The organism is Pseudomonas rhizoryzae (assembly GCF_005250615.1).
In the GTDB taxonomy this organism is placed as follows: Bacteria; Pseudomonadota; Gammaproteobacteria; order Pseudomonadales; family Pseudomonadaceae; genus Chryseomonas; species Chryseomonas rhizoryzae.
This window is the reverse complement of the sequence record NZ_SULM01000003.1, coordinates 288,133-302,623: the sequence shown is the minus strand read 5'-3', so window position 1 is coordinate 302,623 and position 14,491 is coordinate 288,133. Positions and strand designations below refer to the sequence as shown.

Here is a 14,491-nt window from a genome sequence, read left to right as displayed (position 1 = left end):
ACGAGACGGTCCCGAAGAAGCTGGAAGTATCGGCGCTGCTCGACCATAAAAAAAGGGAACGCCGACGGGCATTCCCTTTCGTTTGACGAATGTCAGTATCAGGCGGCCTTGGCCTGCGCCTGGGTGACCGCGCGGTTCAGGGCGCTGAGCAGCGCGCGGAAGCTGGCGGTAGTGATGTTCTCATCGATGCCGATGCCGTGCAGCGGACGCTGGCCTTCCAGGCGGATCTCGATGTAGGAGGCGGCCTTGGCGTTGGTGCCGGCGCCGATGGAGTGCTCATGGTAGTCCATGATTTCCACCGCCTCGGGCAGGCTGGCCACCAGGGCTTCCAGCGGCCCCTTACCGGTACCGTGCCAGTGCTCAGTACGGCCTTCGACGGCCACCTGGATGTCGACGGTGGAGGTGCCGTCTTCCTCGCGCAGCTTGTGGCTGACCAGGGCGTAGGGGCTCTTGGCCTGCAGGTATTCCTGTTCGAGCAGCCCGTGGATCTGGGCGGCGGTCATCTCCAGGCCCAGGCGGTCGGTCTCGCGCTGCACCACCTGGCTGAATTCGATCTGCATGCGGCGCGGCAGGCTGATGCCGTACTCCTGCTCCAGCAGGAAGGTGATACCACCCTTGCCCGACTGGCTGTTGACGCGGATGACCGCCTCGTAGTCGCGACCGATGTCGGCTGGGTCGATGGGCAGGTAGGGCACCTCCCAGAGGGCGTCCGGCTTTTGCTGAGCGAAGCCCTTGCGGATGGCGTCCTGGTGGGAGCCGGAGAAGGCGGTGTGGACCAGGTCGCCGACATAGGGATGACGCGGATGCACCGGCAACTGGTTGCATTCCTCGACGGTCTTGCGCACGGCATCGATGTCGGAGAAGTCCAGCTCGGGGTCGACGCCCTGGGTGTAGAGGTTGAGGGCCAGGGTCACCAGGCAGACGTTGCCGGTGCGCTCGCCGTTGCCGAACAGGCAGCCTTCGACGCGATCAGCGCCGGCCATCACCGCCAGTTCCGAGGCAGCCACGCCGGTGCCGCGGTCGTTATGGGTGTGGACGCTGATCAGCACGCTGTCGCGGCGGTCGATGTGGCGGCCGAACCACTCGATCTGGTCGGCGTAGTTGTTCGGCGTGGCGCACTCGATGGTGGCTGGCAGGTTGAGGATCAACTTGTTGGCCGGGGTCGGCGCGAACACCTCGATCACCGCGTTGCACACCTCGACGGCGAAGTCGGTCTCGGTGGAGCTGAACACCTCGGGGGAATACTCGAAGCCCCACTGGGTCTCCGGGCGCTCGGCGGCCAGGCGCACGATGGTCTGGCCGGCGGCCACGGCGATGGCTTTCACGCCAGCCTTGTCCTGGTTGAAGACGATGCGGCGGAAGCTCGGCGCGCAGGCGTTGTAGTAGTGAACGATGGCGCGCTTGGCACCCTTGAGCGATTCGAAGGTGCGCTCGATGAGGTCGTCGCGGGCCTGGGTCAGCACCTGGATGGTGACGTCGTCAGGGATATGACCGCCTTCGATCAACTCGCGGACGAAGTCGAAGTCGGTCTGGGAGGCGGAGGGGAAGCCCACTTCGATCTCTTTCAGGCCCACGGCGACCAGGCACTTGAAGAAGGCCATCTTCTTCTCCGCGTCCATCGGCTCGATCAGCGACTGGTTGCCGTCGCGCAGATCGGTGGACAGCCAGATCGGCGCCTTGTCGATGATCTTGTCCGGCCAGGTGCGGTCGGGCAGGGCGACGGGGGTGAAGGGACGGTATTTATTCGAGGGATCTTTGAGCATGGTCATGGCAATTCTTTCCTTGGGCGTGGTCGGGACTTACGAGGCGAACGCGGTCGAGCGTCGCAGTCGTGGACTGACCAATCGCAGGCAGCGGTGCTGCCGGAGGAGGATGAGGGTCTGGGCGTTGTGCATGGCGCTACGTTAGTCGCCCAGGGTAGGGCTCGCAATGTTCTTTTTAAAATTGGCAGACTTGGACGCTTGGCATTCTTTATTGGTGATTTATTGCGTGTTCGCGGAGGATTTTGGTGATTCCTGAAAAGGTCGGGCGATCTTCTTTCTGTAACGGGAAGTCGCCGGGGCGATCCGTATCCCTTGTCTGAGGTCAAGGCTAGAGAGTGGGACTCAAGTGTCCTGGAGGAAAGCAGCCATGAAGATCCTGTCCCTGGTCGGGGTGGCGACCACCTTGCTCGCCTGTCTGGTAGCCACGGCCCAGGCCGCTGACAACCCCCTCGACGCCGAGCGCTGGAAGACCCGTCCCTTGATCCTGGTCGCGCCCACGGCGAACGATCCCCAGGTGACGCAGCTGCGCGCCGAACTGGCGCAGCCGGCCAATCGCGAAGCCTTCGTCGAGCGGGAAATGGTGCTCTATACCGTGGTGGGCGATGCCGGCAGCCGCAACGACGAGCCACTGCGGCCGGAGCAGACCCGCGCGCTGCTCAAGGCGCTCGACGCCCGCGCCGGGCAGCCGACCACGCTCTATCTGGTGGGCAAGGACGGTGGGGTCAAGGTGCGCGAAGAGCAGGGGTGGTCGCTCAAGGCGCTGTTCGGCACCATCGACAGGATGCCGATGCGGCGGTAGCGGCTTTGCCCTCACCCCAGCCTTCTCCCAGGGGGAGAGGGGGCCGGTCGAGGTAGCCGGATAGTCGGGGGGTTCGGTGCGTAGGTTGGATCGAGCTTCGTAGGGCGGACAACGGCGTAGCCTTGTCCGCGCGGGTCGGTGCAGGATCACCAGTGGAAAACGCTGCGCGGTTTTCCACGCTACAGTGCGCTTGCCCTCACCCCAAGGTACTCTGACGCGACGTAGGTTGGGTTGAGCGCAGCGAAGCCCAACAGGCCCTCAGGCGTACACGTAGGGCCCGCCCTGCTGCAGCGCCCGCTGGTAGGCCGGGCGGGCGTGTATGCGCTGGAGGAAGTCCACCAGCTTGGGCCGCTTGCCGTTGTCCAGGCCGGCGCGGGCATTGGCGGCTTCCAGGGGGAAGCTGAGCTGGATGTCGGCCGCGCTGAAGCTATCACCGACGAACCAGCCGCTGGCGCCCAACTGGCTTTCCAAGTAGTCCAGGTGCAGGTCCAGCTGCGGCTGGATGAAGCTGGCCGTGGCCTTGGCTGCTATGCCCTTGGCGATGGGTTTGGCGAAGAAGGGCATCGGCGAGGTGGCGATGCGGTCGAACACCAGCTTGAGCAGCAGCGGCGTCATGGCCGAGCCCTCGGCGTAGTGCAGCCAGTAGGTGTAGCGGACGAACTCCGGGCTGTCCTGTGCCGGCAGCAACTGCTGGCCGTAGCGCCGCGCCAGATAGTCGACGATGGCGCCGGACTCTGCCAGGGTCAGGTCGCCGTCGACGATCACCGGCGACTTGCCCAGGGGATGCACCTTGCGCAATTCCGGCGGCGCGAACAGACCGCCGGCGGCGCGCTCGTAGCGCTGCACCCGATAATCGATGCCAAGCTCTTCGAGCAGCCAGAGCACCCGCTGGGAGCGGGAGTTGTTCAGGTGGTGGACGATGATCATGGTCTTTCCTTGAGCATGGGGCGGGGGTCAGGGCGCCGGGTTGCCCTGTTCGCCCAGGGAGGTCATGGCGTCCCGCGCGTCGAGCCGCCCGCGGAAGTCATGTCCGCTCGGATGCTGGAACACGTGGAGACCGAATTCCGGGAGGATGGCGAGCAGGTGGTCGAAGATGTCCCCCTGGATGCCTTCATATTGCCCCCACACCGTGGTGTTGGTGAAGCAATAGACCTCGATGGGCAGGCCCTCGGCGGAGAGCGGCATCTGCCGCACCAGCAGGGTCATGTCCTGGCGCACGCCGGGATGGGCGCGCAGGTAGCGTTCCACGTAGGCGCGGAAGGTTCCCAGGTTGGTCACCCGCCGGGTATTGACCGGTTCCTGGCCGCGCTTTTCCAGCTTGAGATTCCAGTCGGCCAGTTCCTCTTCCTTGGCGGTGAGGTAGTCGTCCAGCAGGTTGAAGCGGTGCAGGTGCTCGCGCTCGGCGTCGCTGAGGAAGTGCACGCTGTTCTGGTCGATGTTCAGTGAGCGCTTGATCCGTCGGCCGCCGGCTTCCTGCATGCCGCGGTAGTTGCGGAAGGAGTCGGTGATGAATCTCTTGGTGGGAATGGTGGTGATGGTCTTGTCGAAATTCTGCACCTTCACCGTGTGCAGGGCGATGTCGATGACGTCGCCGTCGGCGTTGAGCTGGGGCATCTCGATCCAGTCGCCGACGCGAATGATGTCGTTGCTGGAGATCTGCACGCTGGCCACCAGGGAGAGCAGGGTATCCTGGAAGATCAACAGCAGCACCGCGGCCATGGCTCCCAGGCCGGAGAGCAGGATCAGCGGCGAACGGTCGATCAGGGTGGCGATCATCAGGATGACCGCGATGGCGTAGATGACGATCTTGCTGACCTGGACATAGCCCTTGATCGGCTTGAGCCGCGCCGAGGGCCGCCGGGAGTAGAGCACGTTGATCACGTTGAGGGCGCTGCCCAGGGCCAGGGCGATGGTCAGCACGATGAAGGCGCTGCAGACGTTCTGCACCACGGTGACCAGGGCCTTGGGCAAGCCGGGGATCAGCCCCACGCCGCCCGCCAGCACCAGCGCCGGGACGATATTGGCCAACCGGCCGATGACCCGGTGATGGTGCAATTCCTGGTCCTGGCCGAAGGAGGTGCTGCGCAGCAGGCGATAGAAGCCACGCACCAGGATGCGCTTGACGATCCAGTTCAGCAGCCAGGCGCCTAGTAGCAGACCCAGGCAGGCGAGGAGGGTGGTGAGTTGCGGGTGGGTGTCGAGTTCGGCGATGAGGTTGGTCAGGGCCGTGGGCATATGAGGTCTCTTGGCGGGATACTACGGGCGCCACGCTAGTGTGGTGTTTCAGAAGTTATCTACACAATTTTGGCGGCGCTTTTCGTCCCTGGGCGGCGTTGCCACTCCTCGCCATAGCCCTGCTATGACTCGTCCCGGCGCCTGGCCCATGAACAAAAATCACTCGCCAATTCTTGCGCGAACTTCTGAAACACCACACTAGCAAAGCTGCGCCCTGGTTGCCGTATTGGTCGCCAGCGGCTGGTCCAAGGTTCAGCCCCTTCAGGAAAATTCTCATGCGTGTCCTTTCTACCTGGCTACTCCTGGCCGCCGCCGTGTTGCTCGCCGGCTGCGCGGCGCGTCCCTTCGGGCCAGCGACCCTGGATGACCGGCTGGCCGAGTTGGGTTATCGCCAGGGCGCGCCAGTGGACACCATCCTCGGCTTCGATCTGTCTGGTTGGAGCTACCTGGATAGCCGCCACCTGGCGTTGGGAACCGGCCTGGGCCGGGCCTATCTGGTGGACTTTGCCGTGCCCTGCGGTAACCTCGCCGCAGGCAATCGCCTGGGCTATCGCTCGCGCGCCGCTGGATTGCGACCGGGCGATTTCCTGGTCTCCACCGATGCCCGGGGCAGTCGGCTGGACTGCCCCATTGGCGGCCTGTACCGCCTTGATCCGCTGCGTTGAGCCGCCATGATCCTGACCCTCGGGCATTCCAACCACCCATTGGCACGCTATGTCGAGCTGCTCCAGGCCCAGGACGTGACGGCCGTGGCCGATGTGCGCTCCCAGCCCTATAGCCGCCATGTGCCGCAGTTTTGCCGCGAGGCCTTGCGCGAAGGGCTGGCGGCTGCCGGGATCGCCTATGTCTTCCTCGGGGCAGAGCTGGGCGCGCGCAGCCCCGACCCGGCGCATTACCAGGACGGTCGACTTCGTTACGACCGTCTGGCCGCCAGTGAGCTATTCCAGCAGGGGCTGATGCGCCTGGAGCAGGGCCAGGCCCGTTGGCGCATCGCCCTGCTGTGCGCTGAGCGCGATCCCCTGACCTGTCATCGCGGCCTGTTGGTAGCGCCTTGCCTGGTGCGACGGGGCTTGGCGGTGATGCATATCCATCCGGACGGTCGCCTGGAAAGCCAGGCCGAATTGGAAGACCGACTCCTGGCCGAGAGCGGCCTGGCGGATGGCGATCTGTTCAGTTCGCGGGAGGAGCGGTTGGGGCGGGCCTATTCCCGCCATGGCTGGGGCTAGCGCTCGACCGGTTCGCGCTTCTTCCACCAGCCGGCGAACAGGCCGACCGGGTAAACCGTCACCAACACGGCATAGACCACCCAGGTGCGCCAGGACCAGGCCGACAGCACGAAGCCCTGGGAAAAGCCCACCAGCAGATAACAGGCCGCGGCGACCAGCAGGATGCTGCCGAGGGCGCTACCGAGGCGGGGTTTTGGCGTCATGGCGGATCATTCCAGGGCTGGGCGGATGGGGCGTTCCTTTTAAGCCGAAGCGCGCCGCCTGGCAATGCCCCGAACTGCAACCAAGTATGAGCCGCCCGCTCAGGGCTTGAAGGCGCCGATGAAGATGCTGGGGTCCACCCGCACGTCGTTGAGGCTGACGTTCCAGTGCAGGTGCGGACCGGTGGCGCGCCCGGTGCTGCCGACGCGGCCGACCACGCCGCCGCGGGGCACTTGCTGACCGACCTGGACGTCGATCCGCGAGAGGTGGCAGAACATGCTGATGAAGCCCTGGCCGTGGTCGACGAACACCGTCTTGCCGTTGAAGAAGTAGTCGCCCACCAACACCACCTTGCCGGCGGCGGGCGCCTTGACCGGGGTGCCCGCGGGTACGGCGAAGTCCAGGCCCGAGTGGGGATTGCGCTCCTGGCCATTGAAGAAGCGGCGCAGGCCGAAGGGGCTGGAGAGCGGACCGTCCACCGGCTTGTCCAACAGCAGATTGCTTGGCTGGTTCGGCGAGAACAGTCGGTAGGCGGCCTGCTGCTCGGCCAGCTCGCGCTCGAACCTCTTGAGGTCTTCGGGATTGGGGGTGACCTGGCGCTGGTTCTTCAGGGTGATGCGCTGTTCGGCGTAATGCCGGCTACCAACGTTGAACGCCAGGGGCGCAGCGCCGGCGACTTGCAGCTGCTGGCGGCCGGTTGCCGTACCCAAGGGGATGCCGACGATGGCCACCCAGCCGTTGCCGTCCTTGACCACCAGCACCGGCTTGCCCTGGTAGCTCACCCGCGGCGCCTGGTCGCCGGGAACCGGCACCACGGCCACGCCACCCGGCACGGGCTTGTCCAGCAGGCGTTGCAGATAGGTACCGGCGTGGGCGGGAAGGGTCAGCAGCAGGCAGCAGAGCAGGGCGAACAGGCGGGACATGGGCGCTTCCGGTGGCGAAAACGCTCATGCTGGGGCAGGCGGAGGCCGCAGGGCAAGGCGCCCGCCGTCCGCTTCGTCAATTGGGTACGATCTTGTAGAGCACGGTTTCCAGGGCTGGCCCCTGCTTGGGATCGAAGAAACTCATCTCGGGAATGCGCGAATCCGTGACATAGACGGTACCGTCCGGACCGCGGCCGAAGGTGTCGGGCCAGCTCAATTTCTTGTCCTGGACCAGGGTGGTGAGCTGGCCGTTCTCCCGGACCTTGACCGCATGCTCTTCCACCGCGCTGACATAGAGGCGCCCTTGCGGGTCCATCAGCAGACCATCAGCCGGGCCGTTCTCGCCGACCTTTTCCACCTTGGCCGGCAGGCTGGCGAGGTCGTCGCTCTGCAGGGCGGCGGTGGCAATGCGGTAGAGGGTGTTGCCCTTGACCGCCTGCCAGTAGAGGTAGTCGCCGGTCGGGGAGAGGGCGATACCGTCGGCGGCGAATTCCACGCCACGGCCGTCGGGACGCATCAGTGGCTTGCCATCGGCCTTGACCTTGACGCCCTTCTCGGCCTGGGTGCTGGGGTCGCCATCCAGGGCACGGCGGGCCTTGCCGCTCTCAAGATCCAGTACCACCAGGGCGCCTCGGGCGCCGGAGTCGGTGATGTAGGCATGGCGGCCGTCCGGGCTGAATCTCACGTCGTTGAGATAGCTACCCTGGGGCGCCACGCTCTCGTCCAGCGCATAGACCTTGCTGACCTGGTTGCTGGCCAGGTCGATCTTCACCAGCTTGGGCGCGCCGGGCACCACCAGCGCCTGGGCGGGGGCGCCCGGGTCGATCACCCAGAGGCTACCCCGGCCATCGGCTACTACCGATTGCACGCACACCCAGCGGTCGCCCGGCGTCAGCTCGTCGCGCTTGGCATTGCGCCAGCCGTTCCAAGCGGCGTTGGGATAGGGCACCAGACTGCCATCGGGCTTGAGCTCGGCGACCGAGACCTCGCTGTCTTCAGTCCAGCGCGGGAAGTTGACGAAGATCCGCCCGCTCTCGCTGACGGTGACGCCGGTCACCTGGTGATCGAAGCTGGCGACCTTTTCCAGTTTGGCACTGGGTTCGGCGGCGAAGGCGCTGGGCGCCAGGGGGAGGGCGGCCAGCAGGGTGGCCAAGGCGAGGCGATTGAGGGCGAGATTAGGCATGGCAGTGTCCTTGTCGGGTCACCGGACAACTCCGGTGCTACAGGTACGACTGCGCCGCGCGCGGCGAAGATCGCCAGGGCCGACGACCGGCCGGGCGGGCCTTGGCGGGGAACGCGACTGGGAATCCGACAGTCCTCCTTGAAACCCAGAGGAGAAGACCATGCCCCGTTTCGTTACCCGTAGCCTGACCCTGCTGACCTTGGGCGCCCTGCTCGCCGGCTGCGACAAGCCACCGGAAACCCCGCCACCCCAGCGCAGCGAGGTGGTGCAGAAGAGCGCGCCGGGCAGCGATCCCGCTACCCAATCGCCCGGGCGCACCGTGGAACAGACCAACAAGGAGATGCTGGCGCCACGGGCGCCGGACACCGCCAATCCGTCCCAGGCGACGCCGCAGGGGACGGAGCGGGCTCAGTAAGGCTTAGGTGGCCGGAACGCCCTTCTGCCAGACATCCCAGTGCTCGACGATCTCCTGCACCAGCGGATTGCCGGTGCGATAGAGATTCTCCAGCGCCGGGACGAAACCGCCCTGCTTGGCGTAGTCGAGCAGGTTGTCCACCTCGGAGGCGCCCTTGGCCGGGCGGTCGAAGTCCGAACCGGCGCGGACCACCGCCAGGCGTTGCAGGTCGACCTTGCCCAGGCGGCTGGCGCGCAGCAGCGCTTCGTAGGTGGCGTTGTCTTCCTGCTGGGTGGTGCAGTAGCGGCCCTGGCCATCGGTGAGCAGGCGGGTCCATTCTTCGGCCCGCTCGGAGAGGCGGGTGCCCGAATACCAGGTGTCGCCGGCCAGGGTGTCGCAACGGGTCACCACCGGCGGCTGGTTGGCCGGCGCGTAGTCGTAGCGTTGGCGCCAGGCCTTGGATTCCGCGCTCTCGGTTAGCTGGGCCTGGCGCGACAGGGCATAGGCCTTGTCTCTCAGGCGCACATTGAGTTCGAACACCTCGGTCTTGTAGTCCAGCGGCGGCTTCTCGCCAGGACCGCGGGTGTTGATGCCCAGGTAGCCGGTTGGCCAATCCTTGGGGACGTCACGCGAATCGATTTCCCACTGGATACCGAAGTCCACCAGGTAACGGGCCCAGGCGGTGGTGCCCAGGGTGCCTTCCTTGGGGCTGATTCCGGCGATGCCGGCGATCAGGAAGTAGGTCTGTTTGAGGTCGAACTTGGGCGACAGGGTCAGCGCCAGGGTCGAGGCGGCGGCGTTGGCATGCCCCATTCCGGTGGTCATCAGGCACACCCGTGCTTCATTGCAGAGCACATTGGGGTAGTCGGCGGAAAGGCCATCGACGGCGACCTTGCGGGTGAGCTTGAGGCGATCGATCCAGGTCTGGGCCTCGGGACCGAACATCGCCACGATCATGACCTTGGGTTGCAGCGGTGCAGGCGCGGTGGCGGCGTGGGCGGTACCGGCCAGCAGGGTGGCGGCGAGGGGCAACAGGGAAGCGCGTAGAAGGGCGTGCATGAGGGGCCTCGGTAGGGGGAAATCCTGACCGAGGGTTCAAGATGCGTGCCACCATCGGTCCGGGTTGGACCAATTAGTCCAACAAAGACAGAGTGGTTGGTTCCTGATGATTGTCCAGTACCCGCACCGCCAATTCACCCTGGGCGAGCCGGGCGGTGAGCTTCTGCCCATTGGCGACCTCGGCGGCGGAGCGCACGGCGTGACCGCGCTCGTCGAGCAGGATGCTGTAGCCGCGACCCAGGGTGGCCAGGGGGCTGACGATCTGCAGGGTCTGCACCGTGCCGGCCAGGCGTTGCTGGCGCTCCTTCAACTGTCGCTGCATGACCCGTGGCAGTTGCTCGGCCAGGAGCTCCAGGCGTTGGCGCAACTGGGCCAGTTGGCGTCCGGGATGCTGGCCGGCCAGGCGGGTGTCTAGGTGGGCCAGGCGATCACGGCGGCGATTCTGGGCGATGACATAGGCACGCCGCAGACGCAGGTCCAGGTCGTCCAGGCGCTGGGCCTGCTGGCGTAGCCGCTCGCCGGGATGACGCAGGCGGCGGCTGCAGGCTTCCAGGCGCAGGCGCTCGCGGGCCAGGCGCTCTCTCATGCGCAGGAGTAGCTGGCGGTGCAGGCCGTCCAGGCGCTGGCGCAGATCGGCGCTGTGGGGCGCCAGCAATTCCGCCGCCGCCGACGGGGTCGGTGCGCGGACATCGGCGACGAAGTCGGCGATGGAAACGTCGGTCTCATGGCCCACGGCGCTCACCACCGGGGTCTGGCAGGCGGCCAGGGCGCGGGCCACGGGTTCTTCGTTGAAGCACCAGAGATCTTCCAGGGAGCCGCCGCCCCGGGCCAGGATCAGCGCATCGAAACCCTGGCGATCGGCCAACTGCAGGGCGCGGACGATCTGGGCGGTCGCCTCGCGACCCTGGACGGCGGTGGGGATCAGCGTCAGCTCCACCTGGGGCGCGCGTCTCTTGAACACGCTGACGATGTCGCGGATCACCGCGCCGGTGGGCGAGGAGACGATGCCGATGCGTTGGGGATGGGCGGGCAGCGGTCGCTTGCGCTCGGCGGCGAACAGGCCCTCGGCGGCCAGCCGTTCCTTGAGCGCCTCGAAGGCCAGGCGCAGGGCGCCGTCGCCGGCCGGTTCGACGCTGTCGAGGATCAACTGGTAGTCGCCACGGCCTTCGAACAGCGAGACCTTGCCGCGCACCTTGACCGCCAGGCCGTCACGCAGCGCCTGGCGCACCCGGCTGGCATGTTGGCGGAACAGCGCGCAACGCACCTGGGCCTGGCCGTCCTTGAGGGTGAAATAGAGGTGGCCCGAGGCGGGCTTGGCCAGGTTGGAGATCTCGCCCTCGACCCAGACCTGGGCGAAGACGTCCTCCAACAGCACCCGGGCGCGGCTATTGAGCTGGCTGACGCTGAGCACCTCGCGGTCGAGACCGAGGCGGGCGAAGGGGTCCTTGAACATGGGGCGCTTTCTGTGGCTTTCGTCGGCCTCACCTTAGCAGCTATGGGCGCGGGGCGAGCAGCGGATTAAGCTGCGCGCCCCATTCTTCGAGACCCGCGTTCCATGACCCTGCGCCAGACCATCCTCGCACCCCGCATCTCCAGCCATCCGCGGGTGGAGCGTACGGCGGTGGAAATCCTTGGCTGGCTGGCCGCCTCCGGCGTGGTCGCGGCCGAGGCCTCGCCCTGCCTGCCCAGCCGCGGCCGACGCGGCCATGCGCCGGGGCCGCGGCTGACCGAGGTGCTGCGCCTGACGCCAGGCATGGACGACCCACGCGACTATGCCGACGGCGGCCTGGAGATCGTCACCGAACGCTGCATCTTCACCCCGCTGGACGGCTTCGCAGGGCGCGCCCGCTGCCCCGCCTGTCGCCGCGAGATCGGCGAGGCGCTGTTCGAGCACCTGGAGGTGTGGATGCCGGCAGAGACCGATAACTTCACCTGCCCGGAATGCGATCACGAAGACGACATCAACGGCTTCGACTTCCCTCAGCCCTGCGCCTTTTCCGACCTGGGCTTCATCTTCAACCACTGGCCGGCGCGAGCCTTCGCCCCGGCCTTCCTGGAGGAATTCCGGAGGCGGCTGGGGCAGCCGTTGGCGGTGGTGGAGGTGTAGACGTTTTTAGCGCGGTCATGGCGGTCCGCGATAGATACGTAGCGTGGAAAACCGCGCAGCGTTTTCCACTGGGCCTAGGTGCCTGGCGGTGGACAAGGCTACGCCGTTGTCCACCCTACAAGTCTGATCGTAGGTTGGGTTGAGACGGCTTCATCGTCGAAGCCCAACAGGGGGGACGCGGCGGGAAGGGTGCGGTGTTGGGCTTCGCGTTGCTCAGCCCAACCTACGAATTCGCGGGTTTACGCCTGCAGCTTACGCAACCACTCCAACCCGGCCGAGGTATCGCCCCGCGGGCGGTACTCGCAGCCGATCCAGCCGTCGTAGCCCAGGGCGTCGAAGCGCTCGAACAGGTAGGGGTAATGGAGCTCGCCCAGGTCCGGTTCGTGGCGGTCGGGGACGCCGGCGATCTGCACGTGGCCGATGCCGGCGAAGTCGCGCTCGAAGGTCTTGCTGACGTCACCCTCGACGATCTGGCAGTGGTAGCAGTCGAACTGCACCTTGAGATTGTCAGCGCCTATGGCCTGGCGGATGGCCTGGGCGTCGTCCTGGCGGTTGAGGAAGTAGCCGGGCATGTCGCGCGGGTTGATCGGCTCGATGAGGATGGTCACCCCGGCCTTGGCCGCCTGCTCGGCGGCATGGGCCAGGTTGCCCAGGTAGGTGTCGCGGGCGCGGGCCCGGTCGACCCCGGCCGGCAGCAAGCCGGCCATGACGTGGACCAGGCGATTGCCCAGCACCGCGGCGTAGTCCAGGGCGCGGTCGATGCCGGCGCGGCATTCGGCCTCGCGGCCGGGCAGGGCGGCCAGGCCGCGTTCGCCGGCCGCCCAGTCACCGGGCGGCGCGTTGAACAGCACCTGGGTCAGGCCGGCACCGTCCAGGCGGGCCTTGATCTCGGCGGCGGAGTGCTCGTAGGGAAAGAGGTATTCCACGGCTTGGAAGCCGTCCGCCGCGGCAGCGGCGAAGCGGTCGAGGAAGGCATGCTCGGGATAGAGCATGCTGAGGTTGGCGGCGAAACGGGGCATGGCGATTTCCTAAGTCAGACGAAGGGCCAGAGCAGCAGGGTGATGGCGAAGCCCAGGACACCCAACAGCGTGGTCAAGACGGTCCAGGTACGCAAGCCATCGGCGACGCTCAGGCCGACCAGCTTGGTGAAGATCCAGTAGCCGGCGTCGTTGATGTGCGACACGGCCAGGCCTCCAGCACCCATGGCCAGGCACAGCAGAGCCATGTGGTTGGCCGAGAGGTCCAGGGTGGCGATCAGCGGGCCGAGGATGCCGGCGGTGGTGACCAGGGCCACGGTGGTGGAGCCCTGGACCGCGCGCAGCAGCAGGGTCAGCACGAAGCCCAGCGCCAGCACCGGCAGGCCGGTGGCACGCAGCAGTTCCGAGACCACCGCACCAATGCCGGTGTCCACCAGCACCTTGCCAAAGACCCCGCCGGCACCGGCGATGAGGATTACCATGGCGACGCCGGGCAGTGCCGAGCCGATGACCTCCGACACCTGTTCGCGCGACCAGCCGCGGCGGAAGCCCAGCACATAGGCGCAGAGCAGGGTGTCGATCAGCAGGGCCACCAGGGGCGCGCCGACCACGGTGAGAATGTCGCGCAACAGGTTACCGGCCGGCAGCCAACTGGTGGCCAGGGTGCCCAGCAGGATCAGCACGATGGGCAGCAGGATCAGGGTCACCACCAGGCCGAAGCCGGGGGCCGGGGCGGGCGGCAGACCGGCGGCGAGGCCGGCCGGGGTCTCGTCCATCTTGACCGCGGCGGCGCCGAGGCTGGGCAGGCCGGGAGCCATGTCCTGGCCGCGGCCCCACTGTTGCAGATGGGTATCGGTGATCTGAGCGCCGTAGACATCGCTGCGGATGTCGTCGGTCATGGGGTAGTGACGACGGGTCATGCGCCCGGCCACCCACCAGCCGATCAGCGCCAGCACGCCGGTGATCGGCAGGCCGAATAGCAGCACCCGACCGAGGTCGGCGCCCAGTTGGCCGGCGGCGGCCACGGCGCCCGGGTGGGGCGGCAGCATGGCGTGCACGGTGAGCATGGTGGCGCACATGGGCAGGGCGAAGACGATCAGCGGCTTGCGCGCGGTACGGGCGATGCCATAGGCCAGCGGCATCAGCACGATCACGCCGACCTCGAAGAACACCGGGATACCGACCAGGAAGCCGGCCAGGGTCAGGGCTAGCGGCGTACGGCGATTACCGAAACGCTCGATCAAGGTCTTGGCCAGGGCCTCGGCGCCCCCGGACAGCTCGATGATGCGACCGATCATGGCGCCCAGGGCGATGATGATGGCGATGTGGCCGAGTATCTTGCCCATGCCGCCCTCGATGGTGGCCACCAGCTTGGACGGCTCCACCCCGGCGGCCAGGGCCACCAGGATGCTCACCAGCATCAGCGCCACGAAGGGCTGGAACTTGTACTTCAACACCAGGAACAGCAGCAGGGCGATGCCCGCCGCGGCGATGAGGACCAGCAGCAACGGACTCATGAGCGACGCTCCGAGCGGATGGGGCTGACGACGTAGGGCATGGCACTTTCCTCGCTATTGTTTTTTTCAGGGCAAGCCGATCTTGCGACGGCCGACAAGGGCCATCG

Annotated in this window: 15 protein-coding genes; 5 read left to right on the top strand and 10 right to left on the bottom strand. The window is 66.7% G+C overall.

Annotation, left to right across the window (positions count from 1 at the left end):
- Positions 1-98: 98 nt before the first annotated feature.
- Positions 99-1,769 (bottom strand): 2-isopropylmalate synthase, encoded by a 1,671-nt coding sequence (leuA, locus tag FAZ11_RS05990; protein ID WP_058774123.1) that lies wholly within the window; start codon positions 1,767-1,769, stop codon positions 99-101.
- 361 nt (positions 1,770-2,130) lie between these two features.
- On the opposite strand from leuA, the gene FAZ11_RS05985 reads away from it, so the two are divergent.
- Positions 2,131-2,562, top strand: coding sequence for a DUF4174 domain-containing protein (locus FAZ11_RS05985; RefSeq protein WP_058774124.1), 432 nt, complete (start codon positions 2,131-2,133; stop codon positions 2,560-2,562).
- Between the two features lie 258 nt (positions 2,563-2,820).
- Here FAZ11_RS05985 and FAZ11_RS05980 read toward each other — a convergent pair whose 3' ends face one another.
- On the bottom strand, positions 2,821-3,489 hold the full coding sequence (locus tag FAZ11_RS05980) for a glutathione S-transferase family protein (RefSeq protein WP_058760011.1): 669 nt from the start codon (positions 3,487-3,489) through the stop codon (positions 2,821-2,823).
- 27 nt (positions 3,490-3,516) lie between these two features.
- Positions 3,517-4,797 carry a mechanosensitive ion channel family protein gene (locus FAZ11_RS05975; protein WP_058760012.1) on the bottom strand — a complete coding sequence of 427 codons (1,281 nt, stop codon included), beginning with the start codon at positions 4,795-4,797 and terminating at the stop codon, positions 3,517-3,519.
- Between the two features lie 275 nt (positions 4,798-5,072).
- Between FAZ11_RS05975 and FAZ11_RS05970 the strand changes: the two genes are divergently transcribed.
- Positions 5,073-5,462 (top strand): DUF6491 family protein, encoded by a 390-nt coding sequence (locus FAZ11_RS05970; RefSeq protein WP_058774125.1) that lies wholly within the window; start codon positions 5,073-5,075, stop codon positions 5,460-5,462.
- 6 nt (positions 5,463-5,468) lie between these two features.
- Positions 5,469-6,023 (top strand): DUF488 domain-containing protein, encoded by a 555-nt coding sequence (locus FAZ11_RS05965; protein ID WP_058774126.1) that lies wholly within the window; start codon positions 5,469-5,471, stop codon positions 6,021-6,023.
- Here FAZ11_RS05965 and FAZ11_RS05960 read toward each other — a convergent pair.
- From FAZ11_RS05960 to FAZ11_RS05950, 3 genes are all read right to left on the bottom strand, one after another.
- Positions 6,020-6,226 carry a hypothetical protein gene (locus tag FAZ11_RS05960; protein ID WP_058760015.1) on the bottom strand — a complete coding sequence of 69 codons (207 nt, stop codon included), beginning with the start codon at positions 6,224-6,226 and terminating at the stop codon, positions 6,020-6,022. The two genes, FAZ11_RS05965 and FAZ11_RS05960, sit on opposite strands and share 4 nt — an antisense overlap.
- Before the next feature lie 99 nt (positions 6,227-6,325).
- Complete coding sequence (locus FAZ11_RS05955) at positions 6,326-7,147, bottom strand: M23 family metallopeptidase (protein ID WP_058774127.1); 822 nt, start codon at positions 7,145-7,147, stop codon at positions 6,326-6,328.
- Positions 7,148-7,223: 76 nt separating this feature from the next.
- Entirely contained in the window at positions 7,224-8,330 is a 1,107-nt protein-coding gene (locus tag FAZ11_RS05950) for an L-dopachrome tautomerase-related protein (protein WP_058774128.1), read from the bottom strand.
- A gap of 160 nt (positions 8,331-8,490) precedes the next feature.
- Here FAZ11_RS05950 and FAZ11_RS05945 point away from each other — a divergent pair, with 160 nt between their 5' ends.
- Positions 8,491-8,745 carry a hypothetical protein gene (locus tag FAZ11_RS05945; RefSeq protein ID WP_058774129.1) on the top strand — a complete coding sequence of 85 codons (255 nt, stop codon included), beginning with the start codon at positions 8,491-8,493 and terminating at the stop codon, positions 8,743-8,745.
- A 3-nt stretch (positions 8,746-8,748) separates the two neighbouring features.
- Here the strand turns inward: FAZ11_RS05945 and FAZ11_RS05940 are convergent, their stop codons facing one another.
- Both FAZ11_RS05940 and xseA read right to left on the bottom strand, forming a co-directional pair.
- Positions 8,749-9,783, bottom strand: a complete 1,035-nt coding sequence (locus FAZ11_RS05940) for a purine-nucleoside phosphorylase (RefSeq protein ID WP_058769108.1) — start codon at positions 9,781-9,783, stop codon at positions 8,749-8,751.
- Between the two features lie 73 nt (positions 9,784-9,856).
- Positions 9,857-11,236, bottom strand: coding sequence for an exodeoxyribonuclease VII large subunit (xseA, locus tag FAZ11_RS05935; protein WP_058769109.1), 1,380 nt, complete (start codon positions 11,234-11,236; stop codon positions 9,857-9,859).
- 102 nt (positions 11,237-11,338) lie between these two features.
- On the opposite strand from xseA, the gene FAZ11_RS05930 reads away from it, so the two are divergent.
- Entirely contained in the window at positions 11,339-11,890 is a 552-nt protein-coding gene (locus FAZ11_RS05930; protein WP_058774130.1) for a hypothetical protein, read from the top strand.
- Positions 11,891-12,129: 239 nt separating this feature from the next.
- Here the strand turns inward: FAZ11_RS05930 and otnI are convergent, their stop codons facing one another.
- Both otnI and FAZ11_RS05920 read right to left on the bottom strand, forming a co-directional pair.
- A complete protein-coding gene (otnI, locus tag FAZ11_RS05925) occupies positions 12,130-12,909 on the bottom strand; it encodes a 2-oxo-tetronate isomerase (RefSeq protein ID WP_058769111.1) in 780 nt (259 codons plus the stop codon).
- Between the two features lie 14 nt (positions 12,910-12,923).
- Positions 12,924-14,384, bottom strand: coding sequence for a GntT/GntP/DsdX family permease (locus tag FAZ11_RS05920; RefSeq protein ID WP_058760023.1), 1,461 nt, complete (start codon positions 14,382-14,384; stop codon positions 12,924-12,926).
- Between the last annotated feature and the right edge of the window lie 107 nt (positions 14,385-14,491).